This window comes from Clostridium nigeriense, assembly GCF_050585245.1.
Classification (GTDB): Bacteria; Bacillota; Clostridia; order Clostridiales; family Clostridiaceae; genus Clostridium; species Clostridium nigeriense_A.
The window spans coordinates 66,807-84,922 of the sequence record NZ_JBNOOF010000001.1 but is presented as its reverse complement, the minus strand read 5'-3'; the positions used below and the strand labels follow the sequence as shown (position 1 = coordinate 84,922).

General features: G+C 25.8%; 22 protein-coding genes, 1 pseudogene and 1 riboswitch. Of the genes and pseudogenes, 18 read left to right on the top strand and 5 right to left on the bottom strand.

Translation table 11 applies throughout. The features are described from left to right. Positions 1–9: 9 nt before the first annotated feature. Genes ACQPUY_RS00395 through ACQPUY_RS00385 form a run of 3 tightly spaced genes read left to right on the top strand, consistent with a single transcriptional unit; the run spans position 10 to position 973 of the window. Positions 10–192, top strand: coding sequence for a hypothetical protein (locus tag ACQPUY_RS00395; protein ID WP_430838887.1), 183 nt, complete (start codon positions 10–12; stop codon positions 190–192). A 12-nt stretch (positions 193–204) separates the two neighbouring features. Then, positions 205–717: a hypothetical protein gene (locus ACQPUY_RS00390; protein ID WP_430838886.1), complete on the top strand. Its 513-nt coding sequence runs from the start codon at positions 205–207 to the stop codon at positions 715–717. 58 nt (positions 718–775) lie between these two features. Continuing rightward, positions 776–973 (top strand): hypothetical protein, encoded by a 198-nt coding sequence (locus tag ACQPUY_RS00385; protein WP_430838885.1) that lies wholly within the window; start codon positions 776–778, stop codon positions 971–973. A 32-nt stretch (positions 974–1,005) separates the two neighbouring features. Here ACQPUY_RS00385 and ACQPUY_RS00380 read toward each other — a convergent pair whose 3' ends face one another. Continuing rightward, positions 1,006–1,491, bottom strand: a complete 486-nt coding sequence (locus ACQPUY_RS00380; RefSeq protein ID WP_430838884.1) for a hypothetical protein — start codon at positions 1,489–1,491, stop codon at positions 1,006–1,008. Positions 1,492–1,570: 79 nt separating this feature from the next. Beyond that, entirely contained in the window at positions 1,571–1,960 is a 390-nt protein-coding gene (locus ACQPUY_RS00375) for a PadR family transcriptional regulator (protein WP_430838882.1), read from the bottom strand. A gap of 174 nt (positions 1,961–2,134) precedes the next feature. Between ACQPUY_RS00375 and ACQPUY_RS00370 the strand changes: the two genes are divergently transcribed. The 8 genes from ACQPUY_RS00370 to ACQPUY_RS00335 all read left to right on the top strand — a co-directional run bounded on the left by ACQPUY_RS00370 (position 2,135) and on the right by ACQPUY_RS00335 (position 8,737). Continuing rightward, on the top strand, positions 2,135–2,338 hold the full coding sequence (locus tag ACQPUY_RS00370; protein WP_430838881.1) for a hypothetical protein: 204 nt from the start codon (positions 2,135–2,137) through the stop codon (positions 2,336–2,338). A 103-nt stretch (positions 2,339–2,441) separates the two neighbouring features. After that, positions 2,442–2,777: a hypothetical protein gene (locus ACQPUY_RS00365; protein ID WP_430838880.1), complete on the top strand. Its 336-nt coding sequence runs from the start codon at positions 2,442–2,444 to the stop codon at positions 2,775–2,777. A gap of 66 nt (positions 2,778–2,843) precedes the next feature. Further along, positions 2,844–3,779: a hypothetical protein gene (locus ACQPUY_RS00360; RefSeq protein WP_430838879.1), complete on the top strand. Its 936-nt coding sequence runs from the start codon at positions 2,844–2,846 to the stop codon at positions 3,777–3,779. Positions 3,780–3,873: 94 nt separating this feature from the next. Next, a complete protein-coding gene (locus tag ACQPUY_RS00355; RefSeq protein WP_430838877.1) occupies positions 3,874–5,382 on the top strand; it encodes a DUF1846 domain-containing protein in 1,509 nt (502 codons plus the stop codon). Between the two features lie 102 nt (positions 5,383–5,484). Then, the gene (locus ACQPUY_RS00350; protein ID WP_430838876.1) at positions 5,485–7,149 is read left to right on the top strand and encodes a ribonuclease J; all 1,665 of its coding nucleotides are present in this window, start codon (positions 5,485–5,487) and stop codon (positions 7,147–7,149) included. A 46-nt stretch (positions 7,150–7,195) separates the two neighbouring features. Then, complete coding sequence (locus ACQPUY_RS00345; RefSeq protein WP_430838875.1) at positions 7,196–7,924, top strand: HAD-IB family hydrolase; 729 nt, start codon at positions 7,196–7,198, stop codon at positions 7,922–7,924. Positions 7,925–7,999: 75 nt separating this feature from the next. Next, on the top strand, positions 8,000–8,518 hold the full coding sequence (locus ACQPUY_RS00340; protein ID WP_430838873.1) for a hypothetical protein: 519 nt from the start codon (positions 8,000–8,002) through the stop codon (positions 8,516–8,518). Positions 8,519–8,581: 63 nt separating this feature from the next. Beyond that, the gene (locus ACQPUY_RS00335; protein WP_430838872.1) at positions 8,582–8,737 is read left to right on the top strand and encodes a hypothetical protein; all 156 of its coding nucleotides are present in this window, start codon (positions 8,582–8,584) and stop codon (positions 8,735–8,737) included. Positions 8,738–8,809: 72 nt separating this feature from the next. On the opposite strand, the gene ilvA is transcribed toward ACQPUY_RS00335, so the two are convergent. Further along, positions 8,810–10,009 (bottom strand): threonine ammonia-lyase, encoded by a 1,200-nt coding sequence (gene ilvA, locus ACQPUY_RS00330; protein WP_430838871.1) that lies wholly within the window; start codon positions 10,007–10,009, stop codon positions 8,810–8,812. 145 nt (positions 10,010–10,154) lie between these two features. On the opposite strand from ilvA, the gene ACQPUY_RS00325 reads away from it, so the two are divergent. The 7 genes and pseudogenes from ACQPUY_RS00325 (at position 10,155) to ACQPUY_RS00295 (ending at position 16,605) form a co-directional block, all read left to right on the top strand. Continuing rightward, positions 10,155–10,316 carry a hypothetical protein gene (locus tag ACQPUY_RS00325; RefSeq protein ID WP_430838870.1) on the top strand — a complete coding sequence of 54 codons (162 nt, stop codon included), beginning with the start codon at positions 10,155–10,157 and terminating at the stop codon, positions 10,314–10,316. After that, complete coding sequence (locus ACQPUY_RS00320) at positions 10,309–11,172, top strand: SDR family oxidoreductase (RefSeq protein WP_430838869.1); 864 nt, start codon at positions 10,309–10,311, stop codon at positions 11,170–11,172. The genes ACQPUY_RS00325 and ACQPUY_RS00320 overlap by 8 nt, the downstream gene beginning before the upstream one ends. A gap of 121 nt (positions 11,173–11,293) precedes the next feature. After that, the gene (gene ybaK, locus ACQPUY_RS00315) at positions 11,294–11,779 is read left to right on the top strand and encodes a Cys-tRNA(Pro) deacylase (RefSeq protein ID WP_430838868.1); all 486 of its coding nucleotides are present in this window, start codon (positions 11,294–11,296) and stop codon (positions 11,777–11,779) included. A 152-nt stretch (positions 11,780–11,931) separates the two neighbouring features. Further along, a riboswitch (SAM riboswitch) is annotated at positions 11,932–12,029 on the top strand. Between the two features lie 71 nt (positions 12,030–12,100). Then, a pseudogene (locus ACQPUY_RS00310) lies at positions 12,101–13,603 on the top strand (homocysteine S-methyltransferase family protein); the annotation flags it as partial. Between the two features lie 257 nt (positions 13,604–13,860). Then, on the top strand, positions 13,861–15,060 hold the full coding sequence (locus ACQPUY_RS00305; protein WP_430838867.1) for an acetate kinase: 1,200 nt from the start codon (positions 13,861–13,863) through the stop codon (positions 15,058–15,060). A 385-nt stretch (positions 15,061–15,445) separates the two neighbouring features. Then, positions 15,446–15,637 (top strand): DUF1450 domain-containing protein, encoded by a 192-nt coding sequence (locus ACQPUY_RS00300; RefSeq protein WP_430838865.1) that lies wholly within the window; start codon positions 15,446–15,448, stop codon positions 15,635–15,637. A gap of 83 nt (positions 15,638–15,720) precedes the next feature. After that, a complete protein-coding gene (locus ACQPUY_RS00295; protein WP_430838864.1) occupies positions 15,721–16,605 on the top strand; it encodes a DMT family transporter in 885 nt (294 codons plus the stop codon). 57 nt (positions 16,606–16,662) lie between these two features. Here ACQPUY_RS00295 and ACQPUY_RS00290 read toward each other — a convergent pair whose 3' ends face one another. Both ACQPUY_RS00290 and ACQPUY_RS00285 read right to left on the bottom strand, forming a co-directional pair. Continuing rightward, entirely contained in the window at positions 16,663–17,100 is a 438-nt protein-coding gene (locus tag ACQPUY_RS00290; protein ID WP_430838863.1) for a GatB/YqeY domain-containing protein, read from the bottom strand. A 96-nt stretch (positions 17,101–17,196) separates the two neighbouring features. Beyond that, a complete protein-coding gene (locus tag ACQPUY_RS00285; protein WP_430838862.1) occupies positions 17,197–18,057 on the bottom strand; it encodes a S66 family peptidase in 861 nt (286 codons plus the stop codon). Positions 18,058–18,116 lie beyond the last annotated feature (59 nt).

The window sequence follows — 18,116 nt, the reverse complement described above, 5'->3', positions numbered from 1 at the left end:
TGATTTTGAATGAATATTGAAAAAAGTAAAATTTTTGAATTATGGAATATAGATCATAGTAAAGTAGTTAAGTATAGGCAAGTAATTAAGAATAAAACCTTAAATGAATTAATGGAAATTGAAACCGAAACTTTAAATGATTTAATTGAAAAGGTTAGAAGTAAAGTTAATAAATGGAATAATATAAATTAAGGAGCAGTCTTAATGGATTTGAAAATTATAAGTCAAATGGATTTTGAAAATATTATAAAAATTAAATTTAATAATATTTTAGAGGGGTTTGATAAGTATAATTACATGGAATTATATTCAAATGAAAATAATAAAAGTGAAGCAGAGTTAAATTTTATAAAATCTATTGAGATGTTTTTCGATTTAAACCAAGGTTTTTTAATAATAGATTTTTATAAAAATAATTTAAATAATGAAAGTATTAATTTTATTAAACGTAATCTAGATAATGAAGATATAAAGATTTTTGATGAATTGCTGAAATTAGTAAATGAACAAAGCATATATTATAAGATTGAAAATAAAAAATACATTAATTTACTTACAAAATTATGTACAAGAGAATTATTCTTTATAACATTTTATTTTTATAAATTCCATTGCACTATATGGGGAAATTATAATATGAAATTCCCATTATTTTATAATGATTCTGATAATATTAGTAGTTATATAAATATAGCTAAAATTAATGATTTGTTATAAATTCATAAATTTAATTTTTATATCATAAGATAATTATTATATGATATAGGTGGATTTTATGAATAATTTGAAAAACTTTTTTTATAAGTTAAATGAAGAGTATTATAGTGAAGATAATGAGAAATATGAGATTTTAAAATGTGTTTTATGTAATAAAATTATACATTTAGGAGAATCATATATAAAAGATGAAGATTTTAAAATATACTGTTCAAAAAAATGCTATTTAGAAAACTTAAATTCAAAATATTATTAATTTAAAAGGGTACATTATGATAAGTACCCTTTTTACATTATAATTTGCTTATTGTATTCACTATCACAATTTGAAAATAAATAGATAGTAGATAATCTTAGCTTGCCATTTTCCAAAACTCTAAGATACCATTTTAAATTACTGCTATTAGAGTTGGATATAATGGCTCTTCCTTGATCTGATTTATAACTGAATTTAGGATATATTAAATCAGAATTTTCATTTCCGTCAAGAAAAACAATTATACTAAATTCATAATCAGTACATAAAGAATTTAATTCTTTTAAATTGATGATTAAATTGCTTTTATTAATAAAAGAATTACATTTTAATAATTCTCTAGTTTTTATATTTTTTAGAAATACATTAATAGTTTTATATTTTTTAAAATCAACATTACAAAAAGATATGGTAAGAAAATCTTCATTTAAAGTATAAGAATCTATATTTTTTTCTATTGAATTTAAATAGCATATATTTAGTTTATTATAATTATTAATATTATTTGGTTTTTTCATAGTTCCTCCTTGGAAAATAGTATATAAAATATAATATTTACTTAACTATAAAAAGATACCAAATTTTAATGCTAAAATATTATTTTTTTAGCATTTCGATCATCATATCTAAAGTGGATTTAGTTCTATTTAAATTATCGATATAATCTGCAATATGATTTTTATAGTATTCTATTCCTGAATCAGTAATTGAATAAACTTTTTTACTTCTTTTATTTAAAAATTCATCTCCAGTCCAATTGCTTTTAACATAGCCTTTTTCTTCTAAATCATAAAGAGTTTCGTATATTGTACTTGATGAAACTGGGAATGGTAGAGAAGTTGTTGAAAAACAATTTTTAAATTCTTCTAAAACTTTATTACCAAAAATAGTATTACCTTTGGCAAGTTCTTTTAAAATATAGAAACTATAAAGCATTTTTGTATTTACAACATTTCTAGGTGCTATAAGTCTATTTCTTTTTTCCATAACAATACCTCCTGTTTATATAAATACTATCATATAGTAAGGTGTAATACAATTTATAATATATTAGTAAATAAAATACTCGTAAATGATAATTGATAAATAAAAAGATAAACAGAACAAAATTAATACTTAAAGAGTACTATATACTATACAAAAGAGTAGGAGTTGATAAACATGTCAAGGAGATCATGCAATAGCTGTTGTTGTAGAAATAATTGCTGCGGATGTAATAGAAACTTCGGTTGTGGCTGTGGCGGATTCGGTGGTGGCTTTAATAATGGCTGTGGCGGATTCGGTGGTGGCTTCGGTGGAGGTTGCGGTGGTTTCGGTGGCGCTTGGCCATTATTATGGTTATTTTTATTGGGCGGCTGTTGGTAATAAAGTGATAAAAGGATGCAGATTCTGCATCCTTTTATTTTAATAATATAAAATTTATTATATTAAACATATGTATATGGTAAAATAAATTAGAGGTGAAAATATGATTGAAGACAGATGTTTTTGTGAAAAATGTAGAAAGATACAGCCAATAAGGGTTATTAGTATAAAAGAACATAAGGATTTTAATATAGGTAGGATAACTTATAAAAAGTTAATAGGTAATTGTAATATTTGTGGTGGGGAAGTATATTCTTTAGAATTATCTAAAAAAAATAAAATTGAATTAAGTAAAAAAATAAAAGAATTAGAAGATGAAGTAACTATATTTAAAATAATTGAGAATAGCAAATCTGGAACATTAAAGGTTAAAGAAGGCGATGAAGAAATTTTAAAGGAAATTGAAAAAATTTTACTTAGCAAAAATAAAGAAAGGTAAGAGTTATTAAAATTATAAAATATTAATATAATATGGTGTATAGCATGAATTCCTAGGAGGATAAAAGTGTTAGACTTACTTGTATATTTAGACGAATTGTTAATTAAAAATTTGAGTTCATTAGCTTTAAATGGGTATATTGATATAAGAACCTATAGACGAATTAGAGATAGGACTATTGGCGGAAATGTCAGAATAGGAGATAGGAGTTCAAATGGGGTAGATTATAAAGATCAAAAAGATAAAATATCTGGATATAAAAGTAAACATAATACTTGTGAAGAGCATTTTCAAGATGGTAGTGAGAGAAATCTAGGATTTGAAGGTAGGGATTTTGATAGAAATGAGCAAGAAATTAAAAAAATCAGAACTGTCTTTACTCTTCATAATGAATTGTTAACTAATATGTATTCTAACAATAGAGTTAGAAATCTTGTTGACATGGAAGCAATTGCTGATGGAGATGTAAAAGTTGGTGATTATGTAGAAATTAGTGGTTGTGTTCAAGAAATTTCAATTCCATTATATATAGATACATTAATAGAAAGTATTAATTGTTATGGGGTAGATTTTTTGAACTCTTTTTTGGATAAAAATAAATTAAAAGAACTAGATTTTACAATAATATCACGTCTTTTAGTAAGTTTGAAAAATTCAATAAGCAAAAATGGTACAGCTGACTTAGTTCTAAAGACAGGAGAAACTTCCTTAGTATTAGCTATAAATGAAAATAATTTCGTTAATAATGGATATAATTCTGTAGACTTTATACAATGTTCATGTAAAATTTTTGGAAAAGTAATGATGATTAAAGAAGATGATAATAAATGCATAAGTTTATTACGAAAATCATCACAAGAAGAATATTATGAAAGAATCTTAGAATCCATAGATCCATATTTAGATGTATTAAAATCTAAGAATATAATTCTACCTAAGAAGCCTAAGTGTGATATAAAGGGTAAAATGATAATGATTTTACCTATAAGCATATGTATATGATTTATATACATATGCTTTAATTTTTATAGAAAGGAGGAAAATTTTGTTGTATAATAAATGAGTTACTTAAAGAATAAAGAAAAGAGGCAGAGATATGGAGATAGGATTTGATCATAAAAAGTATTTAGAAGAACAATCTAAATATATTTTAGAAAGAGTAAATAATTATGATAAGTTATATTTAGAATTTGGTGGAAAATTAATGTATGATTTACATGCAAAAAGAGTTTTACCAGGATTTGATGAAAATGCTAAAATTAAATTACTTCAGAAATTAAAAGAAAAAGTCGAAGTAGTTATTTGTGTATATGCTGGAGACATAGAAAGAAATAAAATCAGAGGTGACTTTGGTATTACATATGATCTAGAAGTTTTAAGATTAATTGATGATCTAAGATCTTACGAGTTAGATGTAAATAGTGTAGTAATTACAAGATTTGATGGCCAACCTGCTACGACAGTATTTATTAATAAGCTTGAAAGAAGAGGAATAAAAGTATATAAACATAAAGCAACAATGGGCTATCCAACAGATGTAGATACCATTGTTAGTGATAAAGGATATGGACAAAATCCGTATATTGAGACATCTAAACCAATAGTAGTAGTTACAGCACCTGGGCCAGGTAGTGGAAAATTAGCAACATGTTTAAGTCAATTATATCATGAAAATAAAAGAGGTAATGTTGCAGGATATTCTAAATTTGAAACATTTCCTGTTTGGAATGTACCTCTTAAGCATCCTTTAAATATAGCTTATGAAGCTGCTACAGTTGATTTAAAAGATGTAAATATGATAGATTCATTCCATTTTGATGCCTATAATAAAGTAGCAGTTAATTATAACAGAGATATAGAAAGTTTTCCACTTTTAAAAAGAATTATAGAAAAAATAACTAAAAAAGAATCAATTTATAAATCACCAACAGATATGGGTGTTAATAGGGTTGGCTTTGGAATAGTTAATGACAATGTAGTTAAAGAAGCATCTAGACAAGAAATTATTAGAAGATATTTTAAAACTATTTGTGAATATAAAAAAGGATATGTAGATAAGGAAGTTGCAAATAGAGCAAAATTAATTATGGAAGAGTTAAATCTTAAAGAAAGTGATAGAAGAGTTGTGCTTCCTGCAAGAGAATATTCATTAAAGAAAAAAAATGAAAATAATAAAAGTGAAGTTTCCTCAGTTGTAGCATTACAACTTGAAGATGGTACAATAATTACTGGAAGAGGATCAGAAGTTATGGATGCACCAGCAGCAGTTATATTAAATTCTATTAAACATCTTGCTAACATTTCTGATGAAATACATTTAATTTCTCCAGTAATTTTAGAACCAATACAAAACTTAAAGTTTAAAACTTTAGGAATAAAAAATACAGTTTTAAATTGTGAAGAAGTATTAATAGCATTAAGCATATGTGCCGCTACAAATCCTACGGCTCAAGTGGCTTTAAATAAATTATCACATTTAAAAGAATGCCAAGCTCACTCAACTACTATAGTATCACACAATGATGAACAAACCTTTAGAAGATTGGGAATAGATATTACTTGTGATTCTGAATATCAAAGTGAAAATTTATATTATAATAATTAATTATACATCCCTTAGAACTTTCTGAGGGATTAATTTTTAACATTTTTAATTTTATATTGTTTTTTTGGTAATACTACTCCTATTAGAATAGGAGGTTTTTCAATGGATAAGGATTTATTTGTAAAAGTAATTCCATTAGGTGGAGTTGGAGAAATTGGGAAAAATATTACTATTATAGAAAGTAAAGATGAGATAATAGTTATAGATTGTGGAATAGCTTTCCCGGATGAAGAAATGTACGGAGTAGATTTAATTATTCCAGATATAACTTATTTAATTGATAATAAAGAAAAAGTTAAAGGATTTTTCATAACACATGGGCATGAAGACCATATAGGTGCAATTCCGTATATATTAAAACAATTAAATGTACCTATTTATGGAACAAAATTAGTGTTAGCTATAATAGAAACTAAGCTTAAAGATCATGATTTAGTAGAAACAACAGAGCTTATTAGTGTTGATCCCGGATCAAAAGTAACTTTTCAAAACTTAAGTGTCGAATTTATACAAAGTACTCATAGCATTGCTGAATCTTGTTGTTTATCTATAGAAACTCCATTAGGGGTAATTTTTCACACAGGAGACTTCAAAATTGATTTAACACCGATAGATGATAAAGTCATAGACTTAGATAGAATATCTACTATAGGAAAAGAGGGTGTTCTATTACTTATGGCTGATAGTACAAATGTTGAAAGAAGTGGATACACTATGTCTGAAAAATCCATAGGGAATACTTTCAATAGAATTTTTAGAGGGGCAAAGGGAAGAATTATAATTGCTACATTTGCTTCTAATATACATAGAATGCAACAAATTGTAAATGCATCTATAGAAAATAATAGAAGAGTTGCTTTTTCAGGAAGAAGTATGGAAAGCATATCTAAACTTGCATTAGAACTTGGATATCTATATATTCCAGAAGATATGATGGTTGAAATAGATGAAATTAAAAATTATAATAATGAAAATATAACAATTATAACTACTGGAAGTCAAGGGGAACCAATGGCTGCATTAGCTAGAATTGCTTATGGTAATCATAGAAAAATAAAAATTGAAAAAGATGATTTGTTTATAATATCAGCATCTCCAATACCAGGAAACGATAAATTGATTTCAAAGGTTATAAATGAACTATTTAAAAAAGGAGCAGATGTTATATATGAAGATTTGGAAGAAGTTCATGTTTCAGGTCATGCATATAGAGAAGAATTAAAATTAATGCATAGATTAACTAAACCTAAATATTTTATGCCGGTACATGGTGAATATAGACATTTAAAACATCATAAGGATTTAGCAATTACACTAGGAATGGAATCAAAAAATATTTTTATATTAGAAAGAGGAAAAGTACTTCAAATAAATAGTGAAGAAGCAAAAATTTCAGGAAAGGTTCATTCGGGAACAGTATTAGTTGATGGATTAGGAGTAGGAGATGTTGGAACATTAGTATTAAGAGATAGAAAACATTTAGCTCAAGATGGATTAGTTAATATAGTAGTAACAATAGAAAAAGAAAGCTATAGCATAATAGCTGGTCCTGATATAATTACTAGAGGCTTTGTATATGTAAAAGAATCTGAAGAGTTAATAAATGAACTAAAAGAAATTGCAACTGAAGAATTACAAAATTGTTTAGATGAAAAAATACTAGAATGGTATTTAATTAAAACTAATATTAAGAAGGCTTTAGAGCGATATATTTATGATAAAACAAAAAGAAGACCAACAATTATACCAATAATTATGGAAATTTAACAAAAATGTTATATAATATATATTAAAACAGAAATGGAGGGATTTTATGAAGAATGTAGCAGCATTTTTTGATATTGATGGAACAATATATAGAGAAGGATTAATTACCGAAGTTTTTAAGAAGATAATAAAGTATGAATTAGTAAGTGAAAATAAGTGGTATAAAGATGTAAGACCAGCTTATTTAAAATGGGATAAAAGACAAGGGGATTATGATGCATATTTATTAAAAATGGTAGATATATACATTGAAGCTATAAAAGGTATTGATAAATATCATATAGATTATATTGCTAAAAAAGTTATAGAGCAAAAGGGTGATAGAGTTTACACTTTTAGTAGAGAAAGAATTAAGTGGCATCAAGAGCAAGGTCATATTGTAATAGCAATTTCAGGATCTCCTATAGAATTAGTTAGAGAAATGTCTAAAAAGTATTATATGAATGATTATAAAGGAACTATATATAAACTAGATGATAATAATAAATATAGTGGCGAAGTGATACCTATGTGGGACCACGAAAGCAAATTAAAAGCCATTAAGGAATTTGAAAGTAAATATAATATTGATTTAAGTAAAAGTTATGCTTATGGTGATACATCAGGAGATATAACAATGTTTAAATCTGTAGGAATTCCATACGCAATAAATCCAACAAAAGAACTTTTAGATAAAGTAATGGAAGATAAAGAAATAAAAGATAAAATAAAAGTTATAGTTGAACGTAAAGATGTAACTTATAGTTTAAATGTAAATTGTATAAATCTAATATAATAAAATAGACAATAAACTCCTTAGGTTATATAATATTAAAGAATTATTTAATTAATATTATTTAAGGAGAAGAATATGCTAACTATAGAAAATAAATTAGTAGAAGAAAAAATAAAGCAATTAAGAAAAGCAATTGAAATCGTAGGTGGAAAATCTTTTCTTGACGAAGTAAAGGAAAATGGAGATTTAGCCAATTTAATTATTAGTTCTTCTTTTAATGGAGAAAGAGTTATATTCAAAATTATGAATAATGAATATCAAATTAATGAATTGATGAAAATAAAATTAGATTATGAAAAAAACTATATAAAAATGAAAAAAACATATTTAGAGAAAATATGTTATAAGATAAAGGAATATAACACTTACTTAGATTCTTTAATAAGAAAATATAGAAAAAATGGTGGACTTGAGGAATTTAGAGCAATTAAAGAAGAAATTGAACTAAGATACTCTAAGGATATAAATTCATTTTTACTTAGTAAGATCGATATTGAAAAAAATGAGGAAACAAATGATAAATATTATTATGGAGAATATTTAAATTCAAAAAAAGAAGATTTTATAAATTCTATAATATGTAATATAGTTTAAATCATAAAAAAAACTCTTAAGGGAAAAATAAATATTGAAGTACAACCTTAGGAGGTAATAATTATGAAAAATAAATTAATGAAAAAAATGAAAAGATCACTTAGAAAAGGTAGATCAAAAGGAATGCTTTTAGTTGAAATGGCTGATGACTTTATGGATATTATCCAAAATGCAAAGTTATATAAGAAAATGAACAGAGGAAGAAGAAAACTTAGATAGAGATTAAAAGAATGTGGTGAAAAAGTATAAATATAGTTTTTCACCATTTCTAATTTAAATTTGAAAAATAAATTAATACATTTGAATAATCTTAAATCCATTTTCATTTAAAGTTGATTTAATTAATTCTATATGTTCAATTCCATTAGTCTCAACAGTTACTTCTAGTAAAACATTTTTTAATCTATTTGATGCTTTGAATTGATTGTGTTCAAGTTGAACAACATTGGCATTTAATTCAGATAATATTTTTGAAATTTCTTGAAGTTGTCCAGGAGTATCAGGTAGTTCAACAGAGAAACAAAATAATCTTCCTCTTTCAACTAAACCATCACTTATTAGAGAGGAAATAGTTAGCATATCTATATTTCCTCCACTTATTATAGAAACTACTTTTTTGCCACTTAAATTTAGTTTTTTAAGTGCAGCTAATGAAGCAGCCCCAGAGGCTTCCGCTAATATTTTATGTTTTTCACATAAAATTAAAAATGATTCAGCTATTTCTTTATCAGAAACTGTCACTATATCATCAACATAATCTTTTATAATGCTAAAAGTTAGTTCTCCAGGGCATTTTACTGCTATACCGTCAGCAATAGTATTAACTGAATTTAAGCATATTATATTACTGTTCTTAAAACTTTGTTCCATTGCATTAGCACCTTCGGCTTGTACTCCTATTATTTTTACATTTGGATTCAATTCTTTAGCAGCAACTGAAATACCACTTATTAAACCACCACCACCTACAGGGCATAATATTACATCTATGTTTTCAATATCTTCAAAAATTTCTAAAGCTATAGTAGCTTGTCCGTAAATTACATTTATATCATTAAAAGGATGAATAAAAACTGAGTTATTCTCAGATTCTATAAACTTTGCTTTCAAAAAAGCATCATCATAACAATTTCCATGTAACACAACATTTCCGCCAAATTCTTTTGTTGATTGGACCTTTAGATAAGGAGTATTTTTAGGCATTACAATAGTAGAATTCACTCCTAATAATTTAGCTGCATAAGCAACCCCTTGTGCATGATTACCTGCAGAAGAACAAACAACACCTTTATTTCTTTCTTCTTCACTTAGAGTCCTTATTTTATTAAGAGCACCTCTAATTTTATAAGCTCCAGTAATTTGTAAATTCTCACATTTCATATATAGAGAGCAATTGTTTATTGCTGAAAAAATTGGACTATATAATAATGGAGTTTTATTAATTATATCCTTTATATTGTCGTGTGCTTTTCTTATTTCATTTAAATGCATATATTCCCACTCCTAGCAAATTTTATAATAATTATTATATCACTGGTTAATAAATATATGAATACTTTAAATTTTATAAAAAGTATATTTTATTAGAAATAATAGAATAATAGATATAAATAGATAAAGAAAGGGGAGAAATAATATGAAAAATTCATTAATTGATATAAGTAACGTTGGAAACTTTACAAAAATAGCTGTTAAAAGATTTGAAAATAATATAGTAAATGAAAGAAATTATTTAGAAAGTGTAAAAACTAGTAAACTAGGAGAAGAATATAACTTTATGGAGGATAAATATGAATAATAATTTTCCAAAAAACTTTCAGCCACAGCATCAAAATGTACAACCTGGAATAGAAGAAAATATGAACCCTAAACCAATTTTTAAGAATAGTAATTATGTTTTAAGTGGAAAACTTAAGGATAAAGTTGCAATAATAACTGGTGGTGATAGTGGGATTGGAAGAGCTGTAGCAATTGCTTATGCAAAAGAAGGTGCTAAGGTTGCTATAATATATTTAAATGAACATCAAGATGCAGAAATAACAAAGAAAGAAATCGAGTCTATAGGTGGTGAATGTTTATTAATAAGTGGAGATATTGGTAATGAAGAGTTTTGTATTTCTTCTATTAATACTGTTAGAAATAAATTTAATAAAATTAATATTGTTGTAAATAATTCAGCTGAACAACACGTATGTAATAATTTAACTGATATAACAACAGAACAATTTGAGAAAACATTTAAAACTAATGTTTTTGGAGCTTTCTTTATAACTAAAGAAGCTTTAAAGTATTTAACACAAGGAGATTGTATTATTAATACTACATCTATAACTGCATATAGAGGTAACGAAACATTAATAGACTATTCAATGACAAAAGGAGCTTTAACCTCTTTTACTCGTTCATTAGCTCTAAATTTAGTTACTAAAGGTATAAGAGTAAATTCAGTTGCACCAGGACCAGTATGGACTCCACTTATATCTGCTTCTTTTGATGCAACACAAGTTTCAACTTTCGGTCAAGATAATCCTATGAAGAGAGCAGCTCAACCTGTAGAATTAGCGGAAGCATATGTATTCTTAGCAAGTGATGGAGCTGCATTTATAACTGGAGAAACTATTCATGTAAATGGAGGAGAAATTGTAAATTCCTAACAGAAAATTTTGTACTATATCCTTTAAATGTAATATTCCTACATAAGTTAATTATTGACAAATTATGAACATATAATACAATTTAATATATATAAATTAAAACCATATTATGAGGTGTATTATGTCTAAAGAAAAAATAAATAAAACAAATGCAATGAGAATATTAGACTCAAGGAAAGTAAAATATGAAATCATTACTTATGAAAGTAATGATGGGAAAATAGATGGTATATCGGTAGCACATAAAATTGGATTAGATGAATCTCATGTATTTAAAACATTAGTAGCTCAAGGAACAAGCAAAGAGTTATATGTATTTGTTATTCCAGTTGCAGAAGAGTTAAATTTAAAAGAAGCAGCTATAATAGTAGGCGAAAAGAAAGTAGAGATGATCCATGTTAAAGATATAATGAAGTACACAGGTTACTTGCGTGGTGGATGTTCTCCTATAGGTCAGAAACGAGAGTATAAAACATTTATACATGAAAGTGCAAGGAAATTAGATTTTATAATTATAAGTGCAGGGAAAATTGGTCAACAAATTAAAATAAATCCTAATGATTTAATTAATATAGTAAAAGGTAAATTTATATTTTTAATAAAGTAAGGGGTTTGGTAAGTTTATTAAAATAAGTATACTTAGAATGTAATGAGAAAATTAGATATTACTATGATTTGTAGTTTCTTGGGGAAATTTATAATCAGAGCTTTAAATTGACACATTTAAATAAAAACTATATATTTATATAAATTATAATAACCTTATTAAGAGAGGTGGAGGGACTGGCCCAATGAACCCCAGCAACCTACTATTGTGTGTGGTGCTAAATCCTACAGAGTGATCTGGAAAATAAGAGCAATAGTTATTTGTATTTTAATCTCTTCTTTTTTAGAAGAGATTTTTTTATTTCATAAAAGGGGGCACAGATTGAATTCAAATTTTAAAATAATAGATGATTTAAAAAATAGAATATTAGTTATAGATGGGAATAGTGGAACCAATATTCAGAGTTATAATCTAAATGAATAGGATTATAGAGGAGAGTTATTAAAAAATTTTAATATTGATCAAAAAGGAAATAATAACTTATTAAGTATAACAAAGCCAGAAATAATTAAAAGTATTCATAGAGGATTCCTACAAGCAGGAGCAAATATTATAGAAACAAATACACTAAATTCAAATAAAATATCACAAAGTGATTTTAATCTTGAAAATTTAGTTTATGAATTAAATTTTCAAAATGCAAAGATAGCAAAGGAGCTTTGTGAAGAATTTACATTAAAAGAAGGGAAAAAGAAATAAGTTGCAGGATCTATCGAGCCAACTAATAAGATGGCATCATTATCACCTGATGTTGAGGATCCTTCATTTAGAAGTGTTACCTTTGATGAATTAAAAAGCACATATATATATAGCAAATAGCTGCACTTATAGATGGAGGAATTGATTTAATTTTAATTGAAACCATATTTGATTCATTAAATGCAAGGGCTGCAATTATTACTGAAAATGAAGTTTTTAAATTAAAAAATATAGCTTTACCTATTATGATATCTGGTACAATAGCTGATAAATTAAGAGAGGCAATGCATTCTGTATTTTTATATTATGCAATAAAAAATGGGCTAGTGAAAAACTATTAGAAGCAGCAAATAACTATAAATCTGATAATAAAAAATAAGAAGTAGTTAAAGAAGATTGGAGAAATAAATCATGTAAAGATAGATTAGAATACTCCTTAGTTAAAGGTATTACTAATTATATAGAAGAAGATTTGAATGAAGCATTAAAAATATATGATAAAGCATTAAGTATAATAGAGGGTCCATTAATTAATGGGATGAAAAGAGTTGGAGCGCTTTTTGGAGATGGTAAAATGTTTTTACCCCAAGTAGTAAATCTGCAAGAGTTATGAAAAAGTCTGTTTCATTTTTAACACCATATATAGAAGATGGTGACGGAAGCTTCGCTAAGTATGGAAAAATACTAATTGCAACAGTAAAAGGTGCCGTACATTATATTGGTAAAAATATTGTAGAAGTTGTACTATCTTGTAATAATTTTGATGTTATTGATTTAGGTGTAATGGTTCCATTTGAAGAAATAATAAATCGAGCAATTGAAGAGAAAGTCGATATCATAAGGCTAAGTGGGTTAATTACCCCATCATTAAATGAAATGATTACTGTTGCAAAAGAAATGGAGAAAAAAGGATTAAATATTCCTCTTCTAATTGGAGGGGCTACTACTTCAAAGGTTCATACTGCACTAAAGATAGATCCTAATTATAGTGGCCCTGTAACTTATGGATTTGATGCTTCTAAAACAGTTGAAATATGTAAAAAACTATCATCAGTTTATGGATTATACTTTGCAAATGACAAGGCAAAGTATTTTGATGTTTATAAAATAGATGAAAAACAATTAGAAGACTATTCTAATAGACACGGATCAAGTTTAGATTAATTAAAACTTAGACTTCCATATATACTAACTTAATTTGTAGTTGTTACATAGAAGATTATAAAAATTTTAGTAAAATTGAGGTAATTATATGGAAATATGATTCATTTAGCTAATACTTAGTTTTTTTCTAAAATATTCAATAATCTATCAATTTGAATATATAGATTTTTAGTGTATTATATAATTAATGATATAAATACACAAAAAGGAGAATTTAAATGAAAACATTAGTAATTAACTGTGGAAGTTCATCGTTAAAATATCAATTAATTGATATGGAAACAGAAGAATCATTAGTTCAAGGATTAGTTGAAAGAATAGGTATTGATGGATCGATTTTGACTCAAAAAGTTGAAGGCAAAGATAAATATATTATTCAAGAAGATATGCCAAATCATAAGGCTGCAATACAACATGTACTAAGTGCATTAGTAAATAAAGAGCATAATATTATTAATTCAATGGACGAAATAGGGGCTGTTGGACATAGAGTAGTACATGGAGGAGAAAAATATTCTCATTCTGTTATAATAGATGACGTTGTTTTAAAATCGATAAGAGATTGCATATCTTTAGCTCCACTTCATAACCCACCTAACATAATAGGAATAGAAGCTTGTAGAGAACTTATGCCTAATACACCAATGGTAGCTGTGTTTGATACTGCATTCCACCAAACTATGCCAAAGGAAGCATATATTTGTCCTTTACCATATGAATTATATGAAAAGTACGGTATTAGAAAATATGGTTTTCATGGAACCTCACATATGTATGTTTCTCAAAAAGTTGCTGAAATTATGGGAAAAGATATTAAGGATTTAAAAATAATTACTTGTCACTTAGGTAATGGATGTTCTCTTGCTGCAGTAAAGGGAGGAAAATCAATAGATACATCTATGGGCTTCACACCACTTGCAGGGGTTATGATGGGTACTAGATCAGGAAGTATAGACCCTTCAGTTATTAGTTTCTTAGTAGAAGAACATGGCTATACTATTAATGATATAGATGAATTATTAAATAAGAAATCTGGTGTACTAGGTATATCAGGAGTATCCTCAGATTTTAGAGATGTTTTAGCAGAAGCAGAAAAGGGGAATGAAAGAGCTAAACTTGCTTTAGATATATTCCATTATAAAGTAAGAGCTCAAATTGCTGCTTATGCTGGTATAATGGGTGGCGTAGATGTTATAGTATTTACTGCAGGGATAGGTGAAAACTCTTCATTTACAAGAAGAGAATGTTTAAGAGGACTTGAATTCTTTGGATTTAATATAGATGATGAAAAAAATTCAGTTAGAGGTAAAATTCAAGAAATATCGACTGAAGATTCAAAAGTTAAAGTATATGAAATCCCAACTAATGAAGAACTTATGATTGCAAGAGATACTGTTAAATTAGTTAGTAATAAATAATTTAATTAGATATAAATAAATTATAATGATTAAAAGCAGACTATTAATGGTCTGCTTTTATATTTAATATATACTAAATAATGTACTAAAATATAATATTTATATATATTTTGTTTAGAAATCATATTCGTAAATGATATAAAAATATGGTGATTTTATTAAATGAGTAAGGGAGTAATAATCCAGAAATATAAAAAACTAAATAAAAATACTATTGATGAAATTTAATTTTATAAAATTAAACATTACAAAATTCATAATATAAATAAGATATTGAGAGAAAAATAAAGAAAATAAGAAATCCTTTGGATAATTAGAGTTTGTAAATAATAATTATTCTTAATATAATTAAATTAATAAAATTATTGTTAAAAGGAGAGTAATTATGATATCAGTTTGTCCAGTATGTTCAGGTGTAGATATTGATAAATTAGAATTAAAATTTGGAGCTGAAAATGTTGAAGTAGGTTGCATAGGAGAATGTGGTGGTAGAGATGGTCTATTAATTGGATATGCTAACGGAAAATATATTGAAGCAGAAACAGACGAAAAATTTATAAGTCAAATTGAAGCGTAGTGTTAAAAACCTTAGAGCAATTCTCTAAGGTTTTTGATTTTTATTTAAAATAGATGTATTATATTTTAGTAAGGAGTGATAAAATGAGTAATTTAACTGATAGAGTTAAAGGAATTATATTTATTATATTTTCAGCTTTTGGTTTTGCAGGAATGTCAGCCTTTGTAAAGTTGGCAGGTGACTTACCATCTTTTCAAAAAACTTTCTTTAGAAATTTAGTTTCATGTATAGTAGCTTTAATCTTTATAATAAAAAATAAAGAAAGCTTTTTTGGTAAAAAAGATAGTCAAAAGCTATTAATATTAAGATCAGCATTAGGGACAATAGGAATAGTGCTTAATTATTACTCAATAGATAGACTTATATTATCAGATGCAAATATGCTAAATAAATTGAGTCCATTTTTTGTAATAATATTTTCAGCCTTATTCTTAGGAGAGAAGATAAACTTAAAACAAGTTATATCTATTCTTATTGCTTTTGTAGGAGTTTTATTTATAATTAAACCAAGTTTTAATGTTGATTTGATACCTTTTATTATGGGAATACTAGGTGCGGTTTTTGCTGCAGGAGCTTATACATGTCTTAGAACTTTGGGCTCAAAAGAAAAACATTATACTATAGTTTTCTATTTTTCATTATTTTCTTTAATAGTTATATTTCCATTCATGATGTTTGTATATAAACCTATGACATCATTGCAACTTTTTTATTTATTAATGGCAGGTGTTTTTGCTAGTATAGGTCAATTTGGCATTACTATAGCTTATAAATATGCTCCAGCAAAGGAAATATCTATATTTGATTATTCAAACATAATTTTTTCAGCAATAATAAGCTTCGTAGTATTCGGAGCACTTCCAGATAATTTAAGCTTTATTGGATATATTATAATATTTGCAGCTTCATTTTATATGTTTATATATAATAAAAAATTAGATAAATTAGAAAAAGTTAAAGGAAAGTAGATATTCCTTGAAGAAAGTAAAATAAAGAAATCCTCCTAATAAAAGGAGGATTTCTTGCTATTTAAGCATATCTTTTACCATAGGATTAATTTTAGATCTATCAAACTTTCCATTAACTTTAGGCATTATTTCTTTCATTATCTTACCCATATCTGAAGGACCATAATTTCCATTTTCAATTATTTCCTTTAACATAGCTTTGACTTCGTCCTCGCTTAGTTGTTCTGGAAGATATGGTGTAAGTAGGTTAATTGCAAAATTACCTTCTTCAATTTTAGCTTCATCATTTAATTGAATTGAATATTGTAAAGTTTCTTTTAATTGTTTAAGTTGTTTTTCTATTATTTTTATTACTACTTCATCTGTAGCATCTTTTCTTTCATTGACTTCATAAGCTTTAATTTCAGAGTTAACTAATCTTAAAACACTTACTTTTTGTTTATCTCTAGCTTTCATTGCTGCTATTTCATTCTTTTTTAGTTCTTCTTTTAACATAATTTCACCTCAAATGATAAATTATAATAAACAAAGGTCTATTATAGTATAAATTATAACTTTAATAAAATATTATTTCAAGAATGGAAAAGTTCTCTACCTTAGTGTAATGTTCTTACCAATAGGAATTAATTTTGAATTAGCAGAATGCCCTAAATCGTATGTTCTTGCTATTGGTATATTGTAGTCTTTTAATTTTTCTAAAAATAAGTTTTCTATATAATTATTATTATATTTTTCATCAAGCTCTGTAAAAGTACCAAGAATAATACCATTAATTTTTGAAAAAGCTCCAATTTGCTTGTATTGAGCAATAAAAGTAGAAATTTTATTAACATCTCCACTTAAAGCTTCTAGAAATAGAATTTTATTTTCAAAGGATGGAATATAGTTTGTACCTGCAAGTTTTAAAAAGCAACGAATATTTCCACCTATTAAAATACCTTCCATATAATTTCCTTTTATAAATTTATAATTAATTTGATTTATTATATCTTCATCTAACAAAAATATTTTTTTGAAATATTTAATTTGATTTTTGCTATCTTCTCTAATCAAATTTCTTAATTGATAATTATAATTTACAAACCTTGTTCTACTATATAATGCATTTAATATTACAGTTAAATCGCTATATCCTATAAAAGGTTTTTGTGAAGATATTATTTTTTCGTAGTCTAAATAATCTAGAACTTCATTACATAAGTCTCCACCAGATAAGTCAAAGATTGCCTTAATATCTTTATTATTATATAAACTCATAAGTTCATTTGCTCTAAATTTTCCATTAGTAGTGGAACCATCAATATTTTTATATAAAGCTTTAGATTTAATTACATTTATTTTCATTGATGATAATAAAGAAATTAATTCATCAATCCTATCTTTCATATTATGATCTAATCCATTTGAGCAAGATATTAATCCAATAGTATCATTTTCTTTTAATATACACATTGTATCCTCCTTATTTATTAGTATTTAGTATAAGTATAAATATAAATATAGAAAATGCA